25 protein-coding genes are annotated in these 22,183 nt (G+C 69.9%); 10 read left to right on the forward strand and 15 right to left on the reverse strand.

What is annotated here, in order from left to right:
• Positions 1-21: 21 nt before the first annotated feature.
• Complete coding sequence (locus tag ACIQM3_RS07835; RefSeq protein ID WP_401620330.1) at positions 22-888, reverse strand: MaoC/PaaZ C-terminal domain-containing protein; 867 nt, start codon at positions 886-888, stop codon at positions 22-24.
• A 1-nt stretch (position 889) separates the two neighbouring features.
• Positions 890-1,813 carry an SDR family oxidoreductase gene (locus ACIQM3_RS07840; protein ID WP_401620332.1) on the reverse strand — a complete coding sequence of 308 codons (924 nt, stop codon included), beginning with the start codon at positions 1,811-1,813 and terminating at the stop codon, positions 890-892.
• A 253-nt stretch (positions 1,814-2,066) separates the two neighbouring features.
• On the opposite strand from ACIQM3_RS07840, the gene ACIQM3_RS07845 reads away from it, so the two are divergent.
• On the forward strand, positions 2,067-3,362 hold the full coding sequence (locus ACIQM3_RS07845; RefSeq protein ID WP_401620334.1) for an SGNH/GDSL hydrolase family protein: 1,296 nt from the start codon (positions 2,067-2,069) through the stop codon (positions 3,360-3,362).
• A gap of 23 nt (positions 3,363-3,385) precedes the next feature.
• On the opposite strand, the gene ACIQM3_RS07850 is transcribed toward ACIQM3_RS07845, so the two are convergent.
• Positions 3,386-3,802, reverse strand: coding sequence for an SRPBCC family protein (locus ACIQM3_RS07850; RefSeq protein ID WP_401620336.1), 417 nt, complete (start codon positions 3,800-3,802; stop codon positions 3,386-3,388).
• 46 nt (positions 3,803-3,848) lie between these two features.
• Complete coding sequence (locus tag ACIQM3_RS07855; protein WP_401620339.1) at positions 3,849-4,859, reverse strand: aldo/keto reductase; 1,011 nt, start codon at positions 4,857-4,859, stop codon at positions 3,849-3,851.
• 146 nt (positions 4,860-5,005) lie between these two features.
• On the opposite strand from ACIQM3_RS07855, the gene ACIQM3_RS07860 reads away from it, so the two are divergent.
• Both ACIQM3_RS07860 and ACIQM3_RS07865 read left to right on the forward strand, forming a co-directional pair.
• Positions 5,006-5,917 carry a LysR substrate-binding domain-containing protein gene (locus ACIQM3_RS07860; RefSeq protein ID WP_401620342.1) on the forward strand — a complete coding sequence of 304 codons (912 nt, stop codon included), beginning with the start codon at positions 5,006-5,008 and terminating at the stop codon, positions 5,915-5,917.
• Positions 5,918-6,008: 91 nt separating this feature from the next.
• Entirely contained in the window at positions 6,009-6,323 is a 315-nt protein-coding gene (locus ACIQM3_RS07865; protein WP_401620344.1) for a nuclear transport factor 2 family protein, read from the forward strand.
• Positions 6,324-6,383: 60 nt separating this feature from the next.
• Here the strand turns inward: ACIQM3_RS07865 and ACIQM3_RS07870 are convergent, their stop codons facing one another.
• The 5 genes from ACIQM3_RS07870 to ACIQM3_RS07890 form a co-directional block, all read right to left on the reverse strand.
• A complete protein-coding gene (locus ACIQM3_RS07870) occupies positions 6,384-6,590 on the reverse strand; it encodes a hypothetical protein (RefSeq protein ID WP_401620347.1) in 207 nt (68 codons plus the stop codon).
• 687 nt (positions 6,591-7,277) lie between these two features.
• On the reverse strand, positions 7,278-7,880 hold the full coding sequence (locus ACIQM3_RS07875; RefSeq protein ID WP_401620350.1) for a chorismate mutase: 603 nt from the start codon (positions 7,878-7,880) through the stop codon (positions 7,278-7,280).
• A 168-nt stretch (positions 7,881-8,048) separates the two neighbouring features.
• Positions 8,049-8,357, reverse strand: coding sequence for a hypothetical protein (locus ACIQM3_RS07880; protein ID WP_362930869.1), 309 nt, complete (start codon positions 8,355-8,357; stop codon positions 8,049-8,051).
• 62 nt (positions 8,358-8,419) lie between these two features.
• Complete coding sequence (locus ACIQM3_RS07885) at positions 8,420-9,745, reverse strand: geranylgeranyl reductase family protein (protein ID WP_401620353.1); 1,326 nt, start codon at positions 9,743-9,745, stop codon at positions 8,420-8,422.
• A 109-nt stretch (positions 9,746-9,854) separates the two neighbouring features.
• A complete protein-coding gene (locus ACIQM3_RS07890) occupies positions 9,855-10,058 on the reverse strand; it encodes a cold-shock protein (protein WP_031096051.1) in 204 nt (67 codons plus the stop codon).
• A gap of 517 nt (positions 10,059-10,575) precedes the next feature.
• Between ACIQM3_RS07890 and ACIQM3_RS07895 the strand changes: the two genes are divergently transcribed.
• Together ACIQM3_RS07895 and ACIQM3_RS07900 are read left to right on the forward strand one after the other, a co-directional pair.
• Entirely contained in the window at positions 10,576-11,184 is a 609-nt protein-coding gene (locus ACIQM3_RS07895) for a hypothetical protein (protein ID WP_401620357.1), read from the forward strand.
• Positions 11,185-11,528: 344 nt separating this feature from the next.
• Positions 11,529-12,761: an MFS transporter gene (locus tag ACIQM3_RS07900; RefSeq protein WP_401620360.1), complete on the forward strand. Its 1,233-nt coding sequence runs from the start codon at positions 11,529-11,531 to the stop codon at positions 12,759-12,761.
• Between the two features lie 24 nt (positions 12,762-12,785).
• Here ACIQM3_RS07900 and ACIQM3_RS07905 read toward each other — a convergent pair whose 3' ends face one another.
• Positions 12,786-13,859 carry a glycerophosphodiester phosphodiesterase family protein gene (locus tag ACIQM3_RS07905; protein WP_401620363.1) on the reverse strand — a complete coding sequence of 358 codons (1,074 nt, stop codon included), beginning with the start codon at positions 13,857-13,859 and terminating at the stop codon, positions 12,786-12,788.
• Between the two features lie 217 nt (positions 13,860-14,076).
• Between ACIQM3_RS07905 and ACIQM3_RS07910 the strand changes: the two genes are divergently transcribed.
• The gene (locus ACIQM3_RS07910) at positions 14,077-14,967 is read left to right on the forward strand and encodes a TIGR03620 family F420-dependent LLM class oxidoreductase (RefSeq protein WP_401620367.1); all 891 of its coding nucleotides are present in this window, start codon (positions 14,077-14,079) and stop codon (positions 14,965-14,967) included.
• A gap of 25 nt (positions 14,968-14,992) precedes the next feature.
• Here the strand turns inward: ACIQM3_RS07910 and ACIQM3_RS07915 are convergent, their stop codons facing one another.
• Positions 14,993-15,499: a GNAT family N-acetyltransferase gene (locus tag ACIQM3_RS07915; protein ID WP_401620370.1), complete on the reverse strand. Its 507-nt coding sequence runs from the start codon at positions 15,497-15,499 to the stop codon at positions 14,993-14,995.
• A 69-nt stretch (positions 15,500-15,568) separates the two neighbouring features.
• Positions 15,569-15,739, reverse strand: a complete 171-nt coding sequence (locus tag ACIQM3_RS07920; RefSeq protein WP_393754275.1) for a hypothetical protein — start codon at positions 15,737-15,739, stop codon at positions 15,569-15,571.
• A gap of 462 nt (positions 15,740-16,201) precedes the next feature.
• Between ACIQM3_RS07920 and ACIQM3_RS07925 the strand changes: the two genes are divergently transcribed.
• Both ACIQM3_RS07925 and ACIQM3_RS07930 read left to right on the forward strand, forming a co-directional pair.
• Positions 16,202-17,161, forward strand: coding sequence for an alpha/beta hydrolase family protein (locus ACIQM3_RS07925; protein WP_401620373.1), 960 nt, complete (start codon positions 16,202-16,204; stop codon positions 17,159-17,161).
• Between the two features lie 143 nt (positions 17,162-17,304).
• The gene (locus ACIQM3_RS07930; protein WP_401620376.1) at positions 17,305-18,075 is read left to right on the forward strand and encodes a class I SAM-dependent methyltransferase; all 771 of its coding nucleotides are present in this window, start codon (positions 17,305-17,307) and stop codon (positions 18,073-18,075) included.
• A 6-nt stretch (positions 18,076-18,081) separates the two neighbouring features.
• Here the strand turns inward: ACIQM3_RS07930 and ACIQM3_RS07935 are convergent, their stop codons facing one another.
• Positions 18,082-19,155, reverse strand: a complete 1,074-nt coding sequence (locus tag ACIQM3_RS07935; RefSeq protein ID WP_401620379.1) for an alkene reductase — start codon at positions 19,153-19,155, stop codon at positions 18,082-18,084.
• A 120-nt stretch (positions 19,156-19,275) separates the two neighbouring features.
• Between ACIQM3_RS07935 and ACIQM3_RS07940 the strand changes: the two genes are divergently transcribed.
• Positions 19,276-19,653 carry a MerR family transcriptional regulator gene (locus ACIQM3_RS07940; protein ID WP_401620382.1) on the forward strand — a complete coding sequence of 126 codons (378 nt, stop codon included), beginning with the start codon at positions 19,276-19,278 and terminating at the stop codon, positions 19,651-19,653.
• 17 nt (positions 19,654-19,670) lie between these two features.
• Here ACIQM3_RS07940 and ACIQM3_RS07945 read toward each other — a convergent pair whose 3' ends face one another.
• Complete coding sequence (locus ACIQM3_RS07945) at positions 19,671-20,252, reverse strand: DUF1707 domain-containing protein (RefSeq protein WP_401620385.1); 582 nt, start codon at positions 20,250-20,252, stop codon at positions 19,671-19,673.
• Positions 20,242-20,487 (reverse strand): hypothetical protein, encoded by a 246-nt coding sequence (locus tag ACIQM3_RS07950; RefSeq protein ID WP_401620388.1) that lies wholly within the window; start codon positions 20,485-20,487, stop codon positions 20,242-20,244. Before ACIQM3_RS07950 ends, ACIQM3_RS07945 begins: the two co-directional genes overlap by 11 nt.
• A 147-nt stretch (positions 20,488-20,634) precedes the next feature.
• On the opposite strand from ACIQM3_RS07950, the gene ACIQM3_RS07955 reads away from it, so the two are divergent.
• Positions 20,635-22,155 (forward strand): alpha/beta hydrolase, encoded by a 1,521-nt coding sequence (locus tag ACIQM3_RS07955; RefSeq protein ID WP_401620391.1) that lies wholly within the window; start codon positions 20,635-20,637, stop codon positions 22,153-22,155.
• Positions 22,156-22,183: the final 28 nt, after the last annotated feature.

Below are 22,183 nucleotides of genomic sequence, written 5' to 3' on the forward strand. Positions count from 1 at the left end.
CCGCACGGCCGGCGAGGAGAGTCAACGGGGCGATCCGGGCGCCGCGCGGACGGTGACCCGTCCACGGTCGATCACGACGGTCCCGTCCGCCTTGGTGGTACGGAACCGTGCGGTGTCTCCGTCCTCCCATACGGAGACAGTCAGCGACTCGCCGGGAAACGCCGGATTGCTGAAGCGGCCGGACATCGAGACGAACCGTGCCGGATCCGATTCCGCCAGGGCGTGCAGCAGCGCGCGCCCGGTGAAGCCGTAGGTGCACAGGCCGTGCAGGATCGGCCGCTCGAAACCCGCCTTCGCCGCGAAGGCGGGATCGCTGTGCAGGGGGTTACGGTCACCGGACAGCCGGTAGATCAGCGCCTGTTCGGGCCTTGTCGGGTAGGTGACCGTATGGTCCGGCGCACGGTCAGGTTCCGGCCAGCCGGCCTGCGGGCCCCGCCCGCCGCCGAACCCGCCCTCCCCGCGGATGAACACGGAGCTGCGCGATGTGATCAGCGGCTCGCCGCTGTGGGGGTCCACGGCCACCGCCTCGCTGGTCACCAGCGCGCCGGAGCCTTTGTCATGGATGCCGGTGACCTTGGATGTGATGCGTACGCTCCCGGCCGGTGCGAGCGGCCGGTGCAGGTCGAACGACTGCTCGGCGTGCACCAGCATCGCCGGGTCGAACACGCCGATGCCGGGGCCGTGGCCGCCCTGAGCGGCCAGTACGGCGAACGTCGGCAGCACCTGCTGCTCCACGCCCTGGGTGTTCTCCGTGGTGAAGGGGAGTTCCCGCAGCGGGTCGTCGAGCCCGGCGCCGACCCCCACCGCGTACAGCAGGGTGTCCGCGGAGGTCCAGGACCGCTCCACGGGTGCGGACTCGACTCCGATCGCGCTGTGGTCGAGGGCCATGTCAGGAGCCCCCTGCCGGAGCGAGGCCGTTCTGCAGCGCGTTGGGGCGGGCCTTGCCGACCATGGCAGGGATCACCTCGTCCAGCTCGGACAGTTCCCAGCGTGACTGCTTGTCGGTCCCCGGTCCGGCGTGCCAGCCCTCCGCGACGCTGATCGTGCCGCCCCGCACGTTGAACACGCGCCCGGTGATTCCGCGAGCGGCAGGGCTGCCGAGCCAGACCACCAGCGGGGCGATGTTCTCCGGAGCCGACGCGTCGAAGGCCTCGGGCGCCGGGGCGGGCCGCGCCGGGCGAAGCCCCTCCGTCATACGGGTGAGCGCCGCGGGCGCCACGGCGTTCACCGCGACGCCGTAGCGTTCCAGTTCGCGCGAGGCGATCACGGTCAGTCCGGCGATGCCGGCCTTGGCCGCGCCGTAGTTGGCCTGGCCCGGATTTCCGTAGATGCCGGACGAGGACGTCGTGTTGATGACGCGCGCGTCGATCCGGTCGCCGGCCTTCGCCCGAGCCCGCCAGTACGCCGCCGCGTGGCGCAGCGGAGCGAACGTGCCGCCCAGGTGCACCCGTATCACGGCGTCCCACTCGGCGGCTGTCATGTTCACCAGCATCCGGTCGCGCAGGATCCCGGCGTTGTTCACGAGTACGTGCAGGCCCCCGAAGAGCGCCACCGTGGACTCCACGAGCCTGCGCGCGCCCTCGAAGTCGGAGACGTCGTCGCCGTTGGCGACCGCCTCACCCCCGGCCTCGCGGATCTCACGGACCACTTCGCCCGCCGGGCCCGAGGCGGCCCCGGTCCCGTCGACATCCGAGCCCAGATCATTGACCACCACCCTCGCGCCCTGCCGTGCGAATTCCAGCGCGTGGCCGCGGCCGATGCCGCGGGCCGCACCTGTGACGATCACGACCCGGCCGTCCATGACGCCGCCCATAAGCCTCTCCCGTCCGTAACTCCGGCCTGGCCCGGCGGAGTTCCCGCAGCCGGCCAATGTTGGAATCACTTTCTAAAAAGAGTCTCGGCGTGACGGATCGCTGTCAACCCCTCACGACAGCACCGCAGTCGTCGGCCCACACGGAGGACGGACGACAAGGAGACCGGCAAACGGATCTGTGGTTCCATTAGCCTCGACGATCTGTTACGGTTCCCCTGAGCTTAACGGAACCACATTCCCATTAGGAGTCGTCGTGAAGACCACCTACGTACGCCGCGTCGCCGCACCCCTCTTCGCCGGATCTCTCGCCTTCGGCATCCTGACCGCCCCGGCCGAGGCGGCGCCCGTCTCCTGGACCGCCGCTTGGGGCGCTTCCCCCCAGCTACCCAGCACCGGCTTCACGCCCAACTGGTCCCAGGAAGGCTTCTCCCACCAGTCCGTGCGCCAGGTCGTCCGTGTCACCAAGGGCGGCAACCTGGCCAGGATCCGGCTCTCCAACGCGTACGGGACCTCGCCACTGCACATCACGGGAGCGGTGATCGCACGCACCACCCGGGGCGCGGCGGTCGAGAAGGGGTCCGTCCGCCACCTCACCTTCGACGGCCAGCGGTCGACCTGGATACCGGCGCACGGTGAACTCCGCAGCGACGCGGCGGAACTGGACCTGACGAGCCTGGAGTCGGTGACCGTCACTCTCTACTTCGCGGGGACCACGGGCCCTGCCACCTTTCACTCCCAGGGCTGGGCCGACACCTACCGGGCAGATGGTGATCACCGGGCCGACACGACGGGCACCGCGTACACCGGTACGACCCAGTCCTGGTACTACCTCTCCGGCGTCGAGGTAGGGGGCGCGGCGAACGCGCTCCCCTCAGGGGCAGCCCGGAAGTACACCCGAGGTGCGGGCGACGGGGGCGGCGTCGCCGTCTTCGGTGACTCCATCACCGACGGCTTCGGCTCCACGCCCAACACCGACCGGCGCTACTCCGACGCCCTCACCGAGCTGACGGGGCGGCCCGTCGTCAACCAGGGCATCGGCGGCAACCTGGTGCTCAACGACTCCGCCTGGTTCGGTGAGCGCGCCACCGCCCGCTTCAGGCGTGACGTCCTGGACCAGCCGGGCGTCTCCACGGTCGTCATCCTCGAAGGAGTCAACGACATCGGCTTCAGCGAAGCCGCCAAGGGGCCGAATCCGCCCGCCACCTACAAGCCCTCCCCTGTCGTGTCGTCCCACCAGCTCATCGCCGCCTACCGCACGCTGATAGACGCCGCGCACGACAAGGGACTCGAAGTCGTCGGAGCCACTCTGCTGCCCTTCAAGGGCTCGGACCACTGGGGCCCGCACGCGGCGCAGGTCAGCAACGAGGTCAACGACTGGATCCGGCACTCGGGCGAGTTCGACGCGTACGTCGATTTCGACAGGGCACTCGCCGCCCCCTCGGACCCGGACCGCATCGATGGCGCCTACGCCTACAAGGACGCGCTGCACCCCAACGACGCCGGCTACCGGGTGATGGCGAACGAGGTGGCCGACGTCCTGGAGAGGTGAAGCCGAGTGGCTGCAAGCCGAGGTCAGGCGGCGAGAGTCCTTCGGAGCGCTGCGAGTCCGTCCGTGTAGATGCCGTGGAACAGGGCGACCGCCTCGTCGTCGCCGATCCCGACCGGTGTGAACGTACCGCTCCACTCGACACGGGAGCAGCCGGAGTCGAGGTTCTCGAGCACCGTGATGGTGGAAAGGTAACCGGTCACCGGGAACGGAGCCTGGAGTATCGAGTAGCTGTAGGTGCGGGCCCTTTCGTCGAAGGCCTCGAGACGCTCGACGATCAGGCCGCCCTCCTGGTTCGTGAGGCTACGGATCCTGCCGCCTTCGCCGAGCTCGCTCTTCGGGATGTACGGCAGCCAGTCGGGCAGGGTGTCGAAGCCGCCAATGAGCTGCCAGACACGGTCGGGCGACACGGAAATGCGAATCGATGCGGTGGTCGTGGCCATGAGAGTCTCTCCTCGGGGTGGTCGGCCGGGGTGCGGAGGCCGGAGGTCAGGCGGTGGGTACGGGTGCGCCGGGGGCGATCAGCTGCTCCTCGCGCAGCGCCGTCCAGAACGCGGCGGGGATCCGCTCCTCCAGTGCGGCGACGTCCTCAGCGATACGACTGGGCCTGGTGGCACCGGGAACGGCGGCAGCGGTGGCCGGATGCGCCAGGGAGAACTGCAGTGCAGCGGCCTTGATCCCGACGCCGTACCGCTGCGCGAGGGCCTTGATCCGCTCCACCCTGCTGATGATCCCGGCGGGCGCCTCCTGGTACTCGAAGTGCGTCCCTCCGGCCAGGATCCCCGAGCTGTAAGGGCCGCCGACGACGATGTCGACGTTCCGCTCGGCGGCCGCGGGCAGCAGGCGCTGCAGAGCCCGGCCGTGGTCCAGAAGGGTGTAGCGGCCGGCCAGGAGGAAGGCGTCCGGGGTGGGCTCGTCGAGGTCGAGGGTGAGCTCGAGCGGCTCCACGCGGTTCACGCCCAGACCCCAGGCCTTGATGACGCCCTCGGCGCGCAGCTTCTCCAGCGTGCGGAAGGCGCCTGTGCGGGCGGTCTCGTACCGGGCGAGCCATTCGTCACCGTAGAAGTCCTGCGCGATGTCGTGCACCCAGACGATGTCGAGGCGGTCGGTCTTCAGCCGGTCGAGACTGTCCTCGATGGAGCGCATCGTCGCGTCCGCCGTGTAGTCGTTGACCATCTTGTTGGGGCGGCCGTGCTCGAACAGGCCTCCCTTCTCCCCGAGTTCACGGGTTGAGGGGTCCTCCGGCTCGTCCAGGACGACGCGGCCCACCTTGGTGCTGAGGACGTACGTGTCGCGCGGGTGAGCGGCCAGCACCTCGCCCAGCCGGATCTCGGCGAGGCCCGCACCGTAGAAGGGAGCGGTATCGAAGTAGCGGATGCCGTGGTCCCAGGCGGCTTCGACGGTGGCGGCCGCCTCCGCGTCGGGGATGGCGCGGAACATGTTGCCCAGCGGGGCGGTGCCGAAGCCGAGCGGTCCGGGCAGGAGCGGCGAGACAGGCATGAGGTGATTCCTTACGGGGAGGGTGGGGGGTGGCATCGATTCGTCCGGAATGCGAGGTCCACCGGTTGGACGTCTTCGAGGCTACGATCGATACTTGAGACTGTCCAAGACTCGCTTGGACTGAGTTGAGTCCCCCGAGGTCTTACATGCTTGACCTGCGACAACTTCGCTACTTCATCGCCGTGGCCGAGGCGGAGCACGTCGGCCGCGCCGCCGAACACCTGCACATCTCGCAATCACCCCTCAGCCGGCAGATCGCCCAGCTGGAGAAGAATCTGGGCCTGACCCTCTTCGAGCGCACCCAGCAACGCATCCGCCTGACCGCCGACGGACGTGTCTTCCTCACCGAGGCGCGCGCACTGCTACGGCATGCCGACCGTCTGGAGAACCTCGGCCGCCGTCTGGGACGTGGCGAAGAAGGCGGCCTCTGCATCGGGTACGTCTCCGACGCCATGCACACCGGCGTGCTCCCCGCAGCGCTGCGCACACTGCAGCAGGAGCGCCCGGGCATCCACGTCGCCCTCTACAGCCTGACGCCGGAGGAACAGTTCGTAGGTCTGCGGCAGCGCAGCCTCGACATCGCGCTGGTACAGCAGCCCCCCGCGGAGGACGATCCCGACCTGCTGGCCGCCCCGCTGCTCGAAGACCCGCTGCTCCTGGCCCTGCCGGCGAACCACGCGCTCGCAGACCGACAGGACATCACGGCACACGACCTGGACGGCCTGCCCTGGGTCGCCGTCAGCACGTCCCACGAACCCGCTGCCCGGGACGCGTTCGTGGCCGCCTGCGTGGCATCGGGCTTCACACCCGACATCCGCCTCGACGCGCCGGACCCCCTGACCGCCCTCGGGCTCGTCGCCTCCGGCCTGGGACTCGCGCTCATCCAGAAGAGCATGATCCATGGCACCACCGAGGGTGTCGAAGTCCGTGAACTTCCTTGGCACCGGGCGTCCGTGTACCTGTGGGCGGCCTGGCACCACACCGACCTGCGACCCGTGGTCGCCTCGTTCCGCGAGACGGTCCTCACCCATCGCACCACGCCACCGCCGGCCCCGTGAGACGCCGACGGCGAAACCCACGGCCGACCGCCTCGTTGAACCGCCGGGGCTCAGCCGAGCCCGCAGGACGAGGCCGTACAGCGACGGAGACATGATGAGCAATGAGCTGGATCCCGCGGTGGCAGAGTTCATCGACGCGGTGAACGCCGGTGACCGCGATGCTCTCTTCGCCGTGCTCACCGACGATGCGACGATGAGTGACGACGGCAGTGAGCGTGACATCGCGGAGTGGACCGACAAGGAGATGTTCAGCAGCAACGGCCGGATGAAGATCGAGTCGGTCAAGGACAACGGGCGCTCGCTGGTGGCCGACTTCACCAATGACACCTGGGGCACCATGCGAACCGCCTGGCGTTTCACCCTGACCGGGGACAGGATCAGCCACTTCGACACCGGGCAGGCCTGAACCCCGGTCGACCGCCGGGACTTGCCCGGCCGGGCGTGGGACGATCGTGGTGCCCGATGCCTACGGGCTGCCGAGCCTTTCCGTGAGTGGAGCCAGGTGAAGGAAGACGAGATACGCGCGCGCTTCGACGGCCGTGGCCGCGTCGAACTGATGCCGGGCCACGCCACCGGTCCGAGGCGGCAGCGGATCGAGGACATGGCCCACGCGCTCGGCTACCGGCTGGTCTCCGTCGAGAACCTCGGCGGCCTCGGCATCCGACTCGTCCACGAGCGCGACGATTCCCCGCTCGCGCGACGCCGCAACGAACTGAGCATCACCCGGCTGCGCGCGGGCGGACCGCTGCTGCCGGCTATGGAGCCTCCTCCTCCCCCGCCTCCGGGCCCACCACCCCCGGCCCCCGCTCCGTCACCGCCCGGTGTCCGGCGGCCGAGCCGTCCACCCTCGGGACCCCCGCCACCTCCCGCCGCGGCGCCTGCCCGGCCGCGGATTCCGCCGCCGCCGCATTACCCGCCGCTTCCACCACCCGCCCCCACGTCGTAGACGCCTGGGCGGTCGGGTTCGCCCTGCTGCATTTCTACTAGGCTCTTGGTGGCAGCTGGGGTCTCAGCGTCTCGGCCGGGCCCCTCGCGGAGGAACGCCCCGTGTGATTCGTGGTGGTGGGGCTGTGGGGAGTGGGGGGCTGCTGTGCCTCATCGGCGGCGCCCTGGGAGGGGTTCTCCGCCCGGCCGGGGCCCGCTGGCTCGGCAGGACTGGTCTCCACGGTCCTGGGCTGGTGCGCCTGCGCTGTGCTGCCGGTGCGCGCCGTCGTCGTCCAGGTGCTGCTGCCGATCGACACCACAGGCCAGGAGACAGCCGTGGTCGCGCAACAACGGCTGTGGGCGCTGCTGCCGTGGAATCCCTGGTTCCTGGTCGGTGGCCTTGCCTTCGGCCCGGCCGCACGGAGCTTCGAAAGAGCTACGACGCCCCGGCGCAGACGGAACGCAGAGCCCGGACAAGAGCCGTCGTACGGACGCCGTCGAGGCGTCGGCCGTGCCGGACATGCACCGCGGCGGCGGTCAGCGTGGCGCGGCAGGAAGGGGCCTCCCGTGGCGCCGCCGATACGGCGATCACTCGAACCAGGGCGAGGTTCAGCCGGTTGATCCTCTCGCGCACCGCGGAGAGGTCGGGGATCTCCTCCGGCGCGTCCGCCGGGGCCGCGTTCCAGCGGCTGTGCAGAGCTCGCTGCACCTGCTTGTTCGCCTCGATCTGGTCCCGGAAGATCTGCACGGTCGCCACCGGATCGGCTTGCACATCGCGCGCCTGGCGCGCCGCCGCGTCGAGGACCTGCTGCTCGCGGACGGGGTCGTCGACAGGGGCACCCGTCCCCCACTTGGCCGCGGCGACCAGTTCGGCCGTGCCGAGGCGCTGGGCCGAGAGGTCGGCGAGTGAGTGGAGCTCACCGTAGGAGTCGGGGCCGGTCGTGGGGGCGGAAACGGCGGCTGTGGCCGAGCCTGTGCAGATGACGGCGGCGACCGCACCGGCGGTCAATGCGCGCCGAGCGGACGCGATCGGTTGCATGCGCCGATCGTACGGTTCCGCGTAGGTTTCCCTGCACCCCGCGCGGAGCGTATGGGCGGGATGGCACACGAGTGGTCCATGTCCACCACGGTGGACATGGACATGGCCGCCGACGGCCTCAGGAGCAGCACCGCTCCGCGTCGGGACGGGACGGGACGGGACGAGCGATCAGAGGTCGCTGTCGATCCCGGTGACGGCCGGCGGACCCAGCGGTGCGTCCTCCTCGGAGAAGCCCGTCTCCCGCAGGGCGGCCGACACGAGGCGCACCGCGTCCATCTCCGCCTCGTACCGGTCCGGCGCATCGACTTCCAACCGGATGGAGAAGGTGGCGTCATCGCCGAGGCTGAGCAGGTCGAGGCCTTCCTTCTCGCTCACGTCCGTGTGCTGGGCGCCCAGTTTGCGCTCCAGGGACGCACGGCGCGATTCCGTGATGTCCGTGACGAATGTGCCGGGCACGGTGATCACAAATGTGGTCATGACAGCTCCTCGCGGGCGCGATCGTTCTACGTCTCCTTGCGGATACCCCTGATGTGCCGCGGTCACCGGGGACGCCGCGCACCCAGCCCTCGTGCGCGCCGACCGGGCGCCGGGACCATCCGTACGATGCCTCGGACGAGTGTGTCGATCAGGTCGTCCGAAGGTGCGTCGCTTCCGTGCGTCAACAACCGGGCGAGGGTGTGCACCAGAGCGGGCGAGGCCATGACACGGGAGTTGAGGAGCGGACGGTATCCGTAGCGGGCGAGCACGAGCTCGGCGACGGTGTTGCCGAGCCGGTAGTAGCGTCCCCAGCGGCGGTTCACCTCACTCGCGTACTGATGCAGAGCCTGCTCACGCCCGGGGCCGGCCGGACGGTGCAGGGCGAGAGCGACGGTCTCGGCCGCGACCTCACCCGCCTCCATGGCCTGGACGATGCCCTCACCGCTCCATGGACTGACCATGCCCGCGCTGTCGCCGACCAGGAGCAGACCACGACGGTACTGAGGTCGGCGGTTGAACCCCATGGGCAGCGCGGCGCTGCGCATGGGCGAATCGGCGGTCTCCTCCCGCAGATCCCAGTGCTGGGGCACCCGGGTCAGCCACCGGTCCATGGTGGCCCGCAGATCCACGGATCCGTGACCGCGGTGCGGAAGGGCGCCCAGACCGACATTCACGCGGCCGTCACCGAGCGGGAAGATCCATCCGTATCCCGGCAGATCACGGCCGGTACGGGAACAGAGGAGGTCGGCCCAGAGCTCCAGATAGGGGTCGTGAGTGCGGGCTTCGCTGCGGTAGTAGCGGCGAGCGGCGGTGGCCATCGGCCTGTTCGGATCGCGCTCCAGGCCCATGGCGAGGGCGGTCCGGGCGGAGGCGCCGTCGGCGGCGATCACCATGGGGGCGTGGTAGTTCCTCGGCTGCTTGTCGGCTCCCGCGACGGTACCCACGCCGATGATGCGGCCGGCACGGTCGGTCAGGGGGCCCGTCGCCTTGGTCTCCAGGCACAACCGCGCACCGGCGGCCACGGCCTGGCGGGCCAGGATGTCGTCGAAGTCGTGCCGGGAGCGGGTGAGGCCGAAGTCCGGGTGGCTGCCGGAGCGAGGCCAGTCGATGTGTACCTGGCGCCCTCCGCAGACCCACCGCATGCCTTTGGTCCGCATCCAGCCGGGAGCGTCGATGTCGACGCCCATGCGCACCAGCTGCTGCACACCGCGCGGTGTGAGACCGTCCCCGCACACCTTGTCCCGGGGGAAGCTGCCCTTCTCGAGCAGCAGTACGTCGACGCCGGCCCGCGCCAGGTGGAGCGCAGCCGCCGAACCCGCGGGTCCCGCACCCACCACGATCACCTGTGCCTGGTGATCGCCGCTCCGCACACCGTTGTCTGACTCCACGTGCTGACTCCTCGATGAGCGGGGCCAATGCCGGCGAGTTGGGCGGGTGCGAGACGCCAGGCCCCCGGATGGTGCTCCCCGAGGGCCTGAGCGATCTCGACCTGCGTCGTCAGGCAGCCGTGATGTTCTCCGCCTGCGGGCCCTTCTGGCCCTGGGTGACGTCGAAGGTGACGGCCTGGCCTTCCTGGAGCTCACGGAAGCCAGTCGCGTTGATGGCGGAGTAGTGAGCGAAGACGTCCGGCCCGCCGCCGTCCTGCTGGATGAAGCCGAAACCCTTTTCGGCGTTGAACCACTTGACGGTTCCGCTGGCCATGCTGGTGCCTTCCCTTTGATATCCGGATCCGCACCTCGCGGTCCCGGAGGCGCCGTGGGTCCGCACCGATACAGCAAAGCGCCCGCACCGAAGCGCGGGCAGGTACGGCGAACCACGACATCTGGCGATGACGCTACATGGCGAAACCGGCCCCCACCAGAGAGCAACGGCGCGATGTGTGTATCCGGTGCGCTCCGCTCACTCCCGCGGAGCGATTTGGGCGTGAACTGCGGATGTGTGTCACCGGATTGCTCACGGCGGGGAGCCGCGAACGATCCAGGTCCGGTTCCTCGTGGTCACTTCCCTCCAGGCACAACTTCGGGCCAACATCGCGGAGTCACCGCGGCGCGGAAAGTAAGCACACCGGAAGCCGTACGCTTCGATCCCCCTTGTTCGAGCACACCGACGAGTCCCGTATCCGTGGGAATTCGGCATCCACTGAGGGGTTGTCTAGGTTGGTGTCGGTAGCATCAGCCGCCATAGGCGTTTGAGACACACAGCGAAAGACGAGGACTGCATGTCCGAAAACACTCCTACATCCGGCATCAGCGCAGACTACGCACAGCGGATCACCGACGATCTCGCGGCGAACCGAAGTGAGCAGGACCGGACGCGCACCGAGCTGACCCGACTGCAGGACGAGCTCGTCCAGTTGGAGGAGGGTGAGCGCATCCTGGTCAAGATGCAAGAGGTGCTCGGCGGCACCGGGAAGCCCGCTGCGCGCAAGGTCAAGGCCGAAAAGGCTGCGGCCTCCGTCCCGGCCGCGCGGCGCGCCAAGGGCAGGACCGCGGCGAAGAAGAGCGGCAGCGGGTCGAAGTCTCAGGCCGAGAAGCAGACGTCCACCTCCGACCGGACCACGGCGTCCAAGAAGGCCGGGGAGCCGACGTGGCGTGAGTTGGTCACGGGGTATCTCACGGATCAGAGGGAGCCGAGGTCCGCCGCCGAGGTGGCAGCCGCCCTGAGCGAGGCCCACCCCCAGCGGACGACCCAGGTCACCGTGGTGCGCAACACCCTTGAGCAAGGGGTCGCACATGGGCTGCTGGAGCGCTCCAAGCAGGGTCGCTCCGTGTACTACAGCCCCGTCTCCGCCGCGAACGTCGGCGGCGCCGGAACTGCGGCCGAGTAGCCGCGACTCAAGGGCTGAGGACCCATACGTCCCGGCCCGGCCCCGGGCCGTTGACCGCCTGTCCGGTGGTCCGGCCGCTCCGGCTCGGAACATGCCGGGCCCGCGGGGTCCGGCACGCACACCTGCGGCGTTGTCGACGAAGCGGCGGCCGGGGAGGCGCGCCTCGCTCCGCCTCCCGGCTGCCTCGCCCCCGACCTGACTCCCAGGCCGTCGCTGCGGGAACAGGTGCCTCGCGCCGGTACGGCCGACCTATCCACAAGACACGTCCGGCCCGATCCAGAAGAAGCGTGCACCACACAAGATTATGAGTGTACGTTCGTACGCTCGGACTATATGGTCTCCGTATGACTGTTGACGCGCCGAGCCGGCCCGCCCTGGCCGAGCGGCAGGCCCGGGTAGCCGTTGCCGTGCTGTTCTTCACCAACGGGGCCCTCTTCGCCAATCTGCTGCCGAGATATCCGCAGATCAAAGCCGATCTGGACATGAGCAACGCTGTTTACGGGCTGGCCGTCGCGGCCTTCCCGGCAGGGGCCATCGCCGCCGGTCTCGCGGCGGGCACCGCCATCCGCAGACTTGGTTCGGCGCGGGCGGCGGTGACGGGCACCCTGCTGACCGGTGCGGGCATTCTCGCCGCGGGCCTGGCCGACTCGGTCGCACTCTTCGCGGGAGCACTGTTCCTGGCCGGGGCGATGGACGCCGTCACCGATGTCGCGCAGAACGCCCATGGGCTGCGGGTGCAGCGCCGCTACGGACGCTCCATCATCAATTCCTTCCACGCGATCTGGTCGATCGGCGCCGTCGCCGGGGGGTCCATGGCCGCCGTCGCGATCGCGCTCGGTCTCTCGAGGGGCCAGCACCTGACGATCTCTGCCGTGGTGTTCGCGATCGCGGCGTGCGTCGCCCTGCGGTACTGCTTGTCCGGCCCCGAGAGCGAGCCGGCCCCAGCACCGGAGGCCGACGACGGTCGCCTGGACCGCGCGGCGGGCCATGAGGCGACGGCCCGGCGGCGCACCATCTACGTGCTGGCTGCCCTCGTCCTCATCGCGACGGCCGGGACCCTCGTCGAGGACGCGGGCAGTTCCTGGGCGACGCTCTACCTCTCCGGGTCGCTGCACGCGTCGGTCACTCTGGCGGCCTTCGGCTACATCGCCCTGGTGGGAGCCCAGTTCGTCGGCCGCATCATCGGCGACCGGCTCGTCGACCGGTTCGGCCAGCGCACCGTGGCACGGGCAGGTGGCCTGATCACGGCAGCCGGCATGGGCCTCGCGCTGGCGGTGCCCTCGGTACCCGGCACGATCCTGGGTTTCGCCGCGGCCGGGTTCGGGGTGGCGACACTCGTGCCCGCCGCCATGCACGAAGCCGACGAACTGCCCGGCCTCAAGCCCGGCTCGGGGCTGGCCATCGTCTCCTGGCTCATGCGCCTGGGTTTCCTTGCCTCGCCCCCGGTCGTCGGGCTGGTCACCGACGTCACGAGTCTCCGGGTGGGCCTCCTGGTGGTGCCACTCGCCGGGCTGCTCGCACTCCTCCTCGCAGGAGTGCTGCGGAACGGGAACGCGAACAGCCCGTCGGGCACGTAACGGATCCGTCTCCGCCCGTCGTCGTCAGTGACGCGGCACCGGGTAAGCCCTGGGCAGAGGCATGCCACGAGCGGCCATGATGTCCCGTACGCGGTCGGGGTAGTCGGTGATGATTCCGTCGATGCCCATGTCCATGAGTGCCTCGACGGTGGCCGGGTCGTCACAGGTCCAGGGGATGACCTCCAGTCCGCGCCGGTGCGCGTCCCGGATCATCTTCCTGTCGGGGTAGAACCGGAAACCGGGGTCCGCGACCGTTCCGTTCTGCGGGAACCCGTAGTTCGGGGACAGCGCGGTCACCCCGGGGACGGACGCTGCCGCCCTCACGAGGTCACCGTCGTAGTCATCGGCGTCGATGCCGCCGAGCCAGGGGGAAGCGCCGGGCTTCCCCACTTCGAGGAAGTCGTAGTTCGTCAGCGCCACCAGAGGGTAGGAGGGCGCGAGCTCGTGCATCTCCTTGAGCGCCCCCCAGTCGAAGGACTGGACGGACACCTGCCTGCCGATGCCGGAACGGCGGATCTCCTCGTGGACGCGGCGCACGAACAGCTTGCGCGGAGCGGTCTGCTCCGGCGCCCCGGCCTCCACCTTCGTCTCGATGTTCAGCTTGATCCGCTTGGCGCCGTAGCTCTTCACCAGGTTGAGAACATCTTTCAGTTCGACCATGCGGTGGCCCTTGATCTGTTCCTGCTCAGGGAAACCGGGCAGCCGCTGAAAGCCGCAGTCCATGCTCTTGATCTGTGCGAGCGTCAGGTCCTTGATGTACTTGCCCACATACGGGTACATCGGGTCGCCGGGTGTGAGCGGACCGGTGTCCTTGCACTTCTGGGCACTGACCTGACGGTCGTGGGTCACCACCACCTTCCGGTCCTTGGTCACCTGGGTATCCAGCTCCAGAGTGCTGACCCCCATGCGTATCGCCTTGGCGAAGCCCTCGAGGGACGCCTCCGTGGTCAGCCCGAGGCCTCCACGGTGGGCCTGCAGGTCGAAGGCGGCCCTGCGGACCGGTTCGTGCTTGTGGGGAGCCGTGGCCGCCTGCGCGGTCACCGGGACAGCGAGCGCGGGCAGAAGGGCCAGGCCGGCGACTGCGTGCCTCAGGGACATGTATGCCTCGTCTGTTGCGTCGAACTGGACGCCGCGAAGCCAATCCTGGGGATTCGGCCCGCACGAGGCCCCACAGCAAGGACATGATGAACGTACGCGTAACGGTCGCTCCCGAGGAAGCCCTGGGCCCCCCCCCGTGACCCCGCCTCCCGGCCTCCGTTCGGGTGAATTCCTGACCGGCAGGGAATAGCGGGTTCAGGTGGCTGTTGTCACCATCATGACTTCTGAGACGCGTGAGACATTCGGACGGGTCGGCATCTGGAGCGGCGCGCTGCACGCGTCACGCACGGACGACGCGGGCAGGGACGCGATCGCGGAAGCAGCCGCTGAGCTCGAAGAGCTGAAGTACGGCACTCTCTGGATCGGAGGCAGCCCCTCGGCCGACGACGCCGCGGCTGTCGTCGCCGCCACCCGCACGGTCACCGTGGCCACCGGCATCCTGAGCATCTGGGACCACTCCGCCGAGGCGGTGGCGGCGCGGGTCGCCGAGATCGACACGAGCGCGCGCGGGCGATTCGTGCTCGGCCTGGGCGTCAGCCACGGCCCGATGGTGCCGCAGTACACGAAGCCGTACAGCGAGATGGTCACCTATCTCGACTCGCTCGACGCCGCGAACCCCCCGGTCGGCCCGGGACGCCGGATCCTCGCCGCGCTCGGCCCGAAGATGCTGAAGCTCGCCACCGACCGGGCGCTGGGAGCGCACCCCTATCTCGTCACCGCGGAGCACACCGCGGAGGCACGTACGGCGCTCGGCCCCGACGCGTTGCTCGCCCCGGAACTCTCGGTGGTCCTCGACACCGACACCGACCGGGCCCGCACCACCGCACGGACCATGCTGGCGAGGTACCTCCAGCTGCCCAACTACACGGACAACCTGCTTCGCCTGGGGTTTGCGGAGAGCGACTTCGACGGTGGCGGCAGCATCCGTCTCCTCGACGCGCTCTTCGCTCTGGGTGACGCCGAGCGTGTGAAGGCCCGGACCCAGGAGTACCTCGACGCGGGCGCCGACCACGTGGCACTCCAGATCCTCACCGCCGACGAGGGCGGCAGCGGCCTGCCGCGGGCCGAATGGCGTGAGCTGGCAGAGGCGTTCGGCGACGAGCTGTAGCGGGCCGTTCTCGTGGGGTGCCGGGTCACAGGTCTCTGCGCATGCAGACCCTTGGCCATCGGTCCAGGCCGTGAGCGGCTTCCTGCCGGCGGATTTCCCGCAGGCCGGGGCCGATCTCGCTGTCGTCGAGCGGGTCGAAACCGCAGCGCGCGTAATAGGGCGCGTTCCAGGGGACGTCGGCGAACGTGGTGAGGGTGAGGGCAGGCACGCCGCAGGCCGCGGCGTGACCGGCCAGGTGGTCCAGCAACCCGCGCCCTACAGCGCGACGTGCCTGATCCGGGTGGACCGACACCTGCTCGACGTGGAGGTTCCCGTCCACGTGTTCAGCGATGAGGTAGGCCACTGGAGCGTCCCCCGGATCGACGGCGACCCAGGCCGTCCCATTCCTCAGGTAGCGCGCCAGTTCACCGACCGGGAGCGGCTCGTCCTCGGCGATCTCGGGCATACCGATGTCACGGAAGCACCGTCCGGCGGCTCGCTCGATGTCCTGGAGAAGCGGAAGCTCGTCGACGTTCACGGGGCGGGTACGCATGGGGACATTGTCCCCGGCGGCCGGCCCCGGCGTGTGCCGCCCACAGCGGGCGGGCACGCCGGGTGACGGTCATCGCCGGCCGGCGCGCCGTCCGTTGCCGATGCCTGCGACGTGCAGGGCCAGCAGGAGGAGGCCGATGAGCATGACATTCGTCGAGGCGAAGATGTCATTCGTCGCTATGTCGGCGGCGTTGATCAGAAAAGCGATGAAGAACAGTACTGCCGCGGCTATACCCAGCATGACGTTGCTCCTTCTGTTGTTGGAACACATGTGCCCCCGCAGGCTTGGATCAGGCCGGCCCGGAGGCCGCGTTTCCGTCGAGCCCCCGAGGCTGAGATCGCGGAAATCCACGACCTGACGGAGTGTCCCGGCGCGGCGAGATCCCGGTCGATGAAAGTCACCGGGCGCAAGGCGCCGCCGACAGGCCGGTGGACCACCGTTCTTGGGCGCGAGGTCGTTGTGGCAGACGACCTCATGTGTTCCGGCCGGCCCCGTTCCCGCGCGATAGCCGCGGATGCGACAGCCGCAGGGCCACCGCGCCCTCCTCGGACAGCCGTTGACAAAGCGGAACGTTGCTCCATATTCTAATCGGAACAACGGTCCGGTTCAGTGTCGCTGCGACCGGACGCCTCTGCCCGCCCACGCCCGGCGGCCCGGACCTGCGGCGGAGGCCATTGCATCGATGTCGAATGGATATGCGCAATGAGTGCATCGACCCACGCGGTGGACGCTTTCGGCTCCCCCGCCCCCGTCCTGTCGGTCAGCCCGGTGGTGCTCCCGTCTCCGGGACGCGCCGTGGACCTGGAGGTTCGGGTCTCCGCGCCCGTGACCGGGAGCAATCTGCCGGTCATCCTCCTCTCGCACGGGCAGGGCCCCTCGAACCACCTCTCCTCACTGAACGGATACGCCCCCCTCGTGAACTTCTGGGCGGCGCACGGGTTCGTGGTAATCCAGCCGACGCATCTGAGCTCGAGGACGCTGAGCCTCGATCCCGACACCCCCGGCGCGCCCTTGTACTGGCGTTCGCGGGCCGAGGACATGAGCAGCGTCCTCGACCAGCTCGGCGTGATCGAGGCCGCCGTCCCGCAACTCCTCGGACGACTGGACCGCACCAGGGTCGCCGTGGCCGGGCACTCGATGGGCGGGCACACCGCAAGCGTGCTGCTGGGGGCCCGGATCACCGATCCCGACGACGGAGCGGAGGTGGCTCTGGCCGATCCCCGGATCAAGGCGGGCGTACTGCTGGCGGCACCGGGCAGGGGCGGGGACGCCCTCACGGAGTACGCGGCCGAGAACCTCCCCTTCGTTTCGACCACGGACTTCTCCACGATGACGACACCCACGCTCGTGGTCGCCGGCGAGAAGGACGCTTCGCTCCATCTGACCGTCCTGGGCCCGGAATGGCACACGGATGCGTACGTACTCTCCTCGGGCCCCAAGGCACTGCTCACCCTGTTCGACGCGGAGCACGGGCTCGGCGGGGTCTCCGGATATGACGTCGACGAGACCACGGACGAGAACCCGGAGCGGGTGTCCGCGGTCCAGCGGCTCACCTGGGCCTACCTCCGCACCCAGCTGCACGCCGGGGACCCGGCGTGGCGGACGGCGTGTGACGCGCTGACGACCGGACCCCGCGCGTTCGGACGGGTCGAGTCGAAGTAGGCCGAGGACCAGGCCCGCTGTTCCGGAGAGAGCGGACGGCGGGGGCTGAGGTCAGCTGTCCTCGGTCGGTGACTTCGTCCGAAGAGCTCACGAGTTACGGGGATCGCCGCCCCGGCCGCCTCGGCGTTCGCCAGGATTGCCGTATGACGACCACTTCACAGGCCCGTTCCTTCGACAGCGCCGCCGCCGAGTACGCCGCGAACCGCCCGTCGTATCCGCCCGCGCTGTTCGACGCGGTGGAGGGTCTCGCCGGCCGCCCGCTGAGAGGCGCCGATGTCGCCGACATCGGCGCCGGCACGGGGCTCGCGACCGCTCTCCTCCACGCCCGCGGTGCGCGCGTCGTCGCTGTGGAGCCGGGACCGGCCATGGCGTCCCAGTTCCGCCTCGGCCTGCCGGACATCCCGCTCGTACGCGGCGACGGCGACAACCTGCCGCTCGCCTCCGGTTCCGTCGACATCCTCACCTATGCGCAGAGCTGGCACTGGACCGACCGGCGCAAGTCCGTGCCGGAGGCTCTGCGAGTGCTCCGCCGAGGCGGAGCACTCGCCCTCTGGTGGAACGACTCGGACAGCGCGGTCGGCTGGGTGGCCGGCCAGGACGCCCGGCTGCGCCGCCTCTTCGGAGCCGACGGCGACGAGCCCGACCGTATGGCCCGCTTCCACGGCCTGCCATCGGAAATCGGCTTCGCCCGACGGCAGGTCACGTGGTCCAGAGAAGTTCCGCTCGAATCGCATCTCGCGAACCTCGCCACGTACTCCGACTTCCTGGTCCTCGGCAGGAACGCCACCGAGAGGTTCATGGCCGAGGAGCGGGAAATCCTCACCGACCTCTTCCCGCACGGAACCGTCGAGGAGCACTACGTGGTCAGCCTGGCCCTGGCCATAGCGGTGCACGTCGAAGCCGTCAGCCCTTGAGCGTCATCACGCCGTGTACTGGTAGGCCGGGTAGGTCAGGTAACCGGCGTCACCGCCCTGGTAGTACGTCGTCTCGTCGACCGGAGCGATCGGCAGCCGGGAACGCACCCGCTCGACGAGGTCGGGGTTGGCGATGAACGCGCGGCCGAAGCCGATCAGGTCCGCTCCGAGCTCGAGCCAGTGGTCCGCTTCGGCCCTGCCGGTCTGCTTGGGCCCCATGGGGAACACAGGATTCATGATCAGGGTCCCCGGCCATGCGCGCCTCAGGTCCAGCAGCACTTGTTCGCCTGCCGTGGCCTCGAGATGTACGTACGCGAGCTCCAGCCGCGCCAGCTCGGCAAGCAACGCCTTGTTGAGCTCAAGGGCATCAGTCTCCTCGACGCCCCAGAAGCCGCCGCCCGGGGACAGGCGTATACCGGTCCTCGCGCCTCCGACCGCCTGCACCGTCGCGGAGACCGCCTCGACGGCGAACCGGATCCGGTTGGCCACCGAACCGCCGTAGGAGTCCGTGCGCAGGTTGGCGTTCGACGAGAGGAACTGGGAGATCAAGTAGCCGTTGGCACCGTGCAGTTCCACACCGTCGAAGCCCGCGTCGACCGCACGGCGGGCGGCGCTCGCGTACGCCAGGGTGTGCTCCCCCACCTCCGCGGTCTCCAGTTCACGCGGGAGCGGGGCGGGCCGGGGGCCCGTGGGGGTGAACACGTCGCCCACCGCGGGGACCGCGGAGGGCCCGACCGGCTGCATACCGGTGGTGTCCGGGTGCGACACCCGGCCGCCGTGCATGATCTGCGCGAAGATACGGCCGCCGTTCGCATGCACCGCGGACGTCACCGGACGCCATGAGGCCACCTGCTCATCGGTGTGCAGTCCCGGCGTGCCGGGATTGGACTGACCGATCAGGCTGGGCTGCACCCCCTCGCTGACAATGAGTCCGGCCGTTGCCCGCTGGGCGTAATAGGCGGCCATGGAGGAGGTCGCGAGACCGCCCGCGGCAGCCCGGACCCGTGTCATCGGGGCCATCACCATCCGGTTGGGCAGCGTCAGATCACCGAGCTGGTAGCGGTGGAAGAGGCCGGTCATGTCGAGAACTCCCCTGCGTCGACTCCGTACCCGGCTGCCGGGCACATCGATTACGCTAAAACCTCACATCAATGTCAGAGGCAAGGCTTGTGACGCACACCACAGGCCACAGGGGGGCTCATGCGGATCGGGGAACTCGCATCACGGACCGGAGCGAGCGTCCGGTCCCTGCGTTATTACGAGGAGCAGGGACTGCTCACCAGCGTCCGCAGCAGCAGCGGGCAACGGCATTACACGGACGACCAGCCCGAGCGGGTCGGATTCATCCAGGAGATGTACGCGGCAGGCCTCTCCAGCCGCACCATCGCCGATCTGCTCCCCTGCCTCGATTCGCCGAGCCAGGACAACTCCGACTCCGCGCTCGAGCGGATGGCGCTCGAACGGGACAGGCTCACCCGGCACATCGCCGACCTCGCGGCCACCCGGGACTCCCTCGACGGACTCATCTCCACGGCTCGCGCCTACCGGGAACAGCTTCTGGGAGCAGCGACCGACTGAGGGCGCAGGGCTCCTGCTCAGCGAATCTCCCGCAGCAGCTTGCGGCGTTCACCGCGCCTGGGGTGACGGGCAGTCACTCCGCCCGTCCCGCAGGTGCCGGTCAGGCGGATCAGGGGTGAGCCCGGAAGCTTCTCGGCCGTCGTCCTGTCGCGCAGGCCTGCCAGGCCGGGGTCCAACTCCCCCACCTCGACCGCCCAGCCGTCAGGAATGACGATCTCGACCCCTCCGGTCTGTCCGTCCACCTCGATCTCCACCACACGCAGCCGGCACTCGACCCGCGTGAAGTCGATCTTGACGCTGCCCAGACCGCCGTACGCCTTGATCTGCTCGGGCACCCGCCAGACCCCGTCCCGCACCGCGCCGGCAATGCCGCCTTTGAGCAGCAGCGGCTGAGCCGGTGGCATGGCGGGCAGTAGATCAGCGGTGAGCGGCGCCAGCTCGTCGTGCGTCCTCGCGGCCAGGGCCACTTCCAGCCGCGCACCCAACTCGTCGAGGTCGATGCGGCCGTCGGCCGCCGCTTCCTGCAACTCCGCAACCACGGCTTCGCGGTCCGCGTCGGAAGCGCGCAGGGGGACGGGGTGCGAGGGCTCAGCGCTCATGAGGCCGATGGTAACGAGTGTGATGGCCATGCGAACCCGGAACGACCGTCATGGTCGGGAGCCGGTGCGGAGGAACGGCGGAGTTGAGGAGCGACAGGCCGCCGAGCTGCCCCATGCCCTGGCCCGCTCCGGCAAGGAGCGCGGGGGCGACCAGGACCGGGCCGAGAAGTGCGCACGGGGTGTTGAGCGCGACCATGCCCAGCGCGATGCTCACCGACCCCGTCATGAGGATCACGCGCATCCCCAGTCGCCGGACCGCGAACTGCACCCCGCCGAGGCCAACGCCGGGCGTGTTCCGCAGGGTGTCCGAGGGGCTTGCCCCACCCTTGGTACGCCTGCCTGCCGCATGGGCAGCCGGACGCGGCCGGGCCACGCTTTCCCCATGACGAACTGGACCCGCAACACGTTGTTTCTGACGCTCTGTGCCACAGCGGTGGCCGCCACGGTGACCACCACTCCGCAGGCCGCCGGAGCGGCCGGCCCGGAGCCCGCGTCCGTTCCGCGGCTCGACTGGCAACCGTGCGAACTGCCCGCCGGGACCACCGGGCCTGCCGGGCAGGAGTGCGCGACGCTGCCTGTCCCCCTCGACTACTCCAGGCCCCACGGGCGCACCGTCCCGGTCGCCGTCACCCGTCTGCTCAGCGACCGGCCGGAGAAGCGGCGCGGCACCCTGGCGGTGATCCCTGGTGGGCCCGGTTCGTCCGGGGTGCAGCGTCTGACACAGAAGGGCGCAGCGTTGCAGAACGCTCTGGGCGGGGCGTACGACCTCATCAGCCTCGACCCGCGCGGAGTGGGCGGCAGCGTCCGAGCACGCTGCGGCATGCCGGCGGCGGACCGCCGGCTGGTGACACTGCGGTCGTGGCCCGCGCCGGACGGCGGAATCGAGGAGAACACCGCACGTTCCTTCCGGACCGCCGAGTCCTGCGCCACCGACGGAGGTGCGGTGCTGCGGTCGTTCACGACCAGGAACGAGGCCCGCGACATCGACCGGCTCCGGCAGGCCCTGGGCGAGCGGAAGCTGTCGGTCTGGGGCACCTCCTACGGGGCCTACGTCGGCGCCGTGTACAGGCAGACCCAGCCCGGTCGCGTCGACCGCGTGGTCCTCGACAGCACGGGGGACCCCGACCCCACGCGAGTCGCGCGCGGGTGGCTGGAGAACATGTCGCGGGGTTCCGCCGACCGCTTCGCGGACTTCGCGGCCTGGTCGGCCGATCCCGCCCGTGAGGCGGAGGGGCTGCGGCTGGCTCAGCGCGCCGAGGGCGTGGAACCGCTGTTCCTCGCGCTGGCCGCCCAGCTGGACCGCGCCCCGCGCGACTCGGGAACGCCAGGCGTCCCGCTGACCGGCAACGGACTGAGGCAGGCGCTCCAGAACGCCCTCTACAGCGACGCCGCGTTCCCGGCGATGGCCCGCCTGATCCAGGAGGCCCGGAGTGCGGAGGGCCGGCCGACCCTGCCGCCGGACCTGGCCCAGGTCATCCCGGACGAGGACGCGTCGCTCATGGTCGCGGTGATCTGCAACGACGTGCGCTGGCCGGGTCCCGCTTCCGGGGACGCGGAGCGGGTCGAGGCCGACCGGGCCCGGTATCCGCTGACGGCCGGGATGCCTGTCAACATCACCCCCTGCGCCTTCTGGAAGGACGCCCCGGCCGGGCAGCCCGTCCGGATCACCGACGAGGGCCCGTCGAACATCCTGATGGTGCAGAGTCTGCGCGATCCGGCGACCCCCTACGCCGGAGCGCTGAAGATGCGTGCGGCGCTCGGCGACCGCGCCAGGATGGTCACCGTCGACCGGGGTGGGCACGGGATGTATCTGGGTAACGGCAACGAGTGCGGCGACGGCGCAGTGACCCGTTTCCTCACCACCGGGCACCGCCCGGCACAGGACACGCACTGCGCCGACTGACGCGGTCCGGGTCTCCCCCTGCGCCCGG

This window comes from Streptomyces sp. NPDC091271, assembly GCF_044757505.1.
GTDB lineage: Bacteria > Actinomycetota > Actinomycetes > Streptomycetales > Streptomycetaceae > Streptomyces.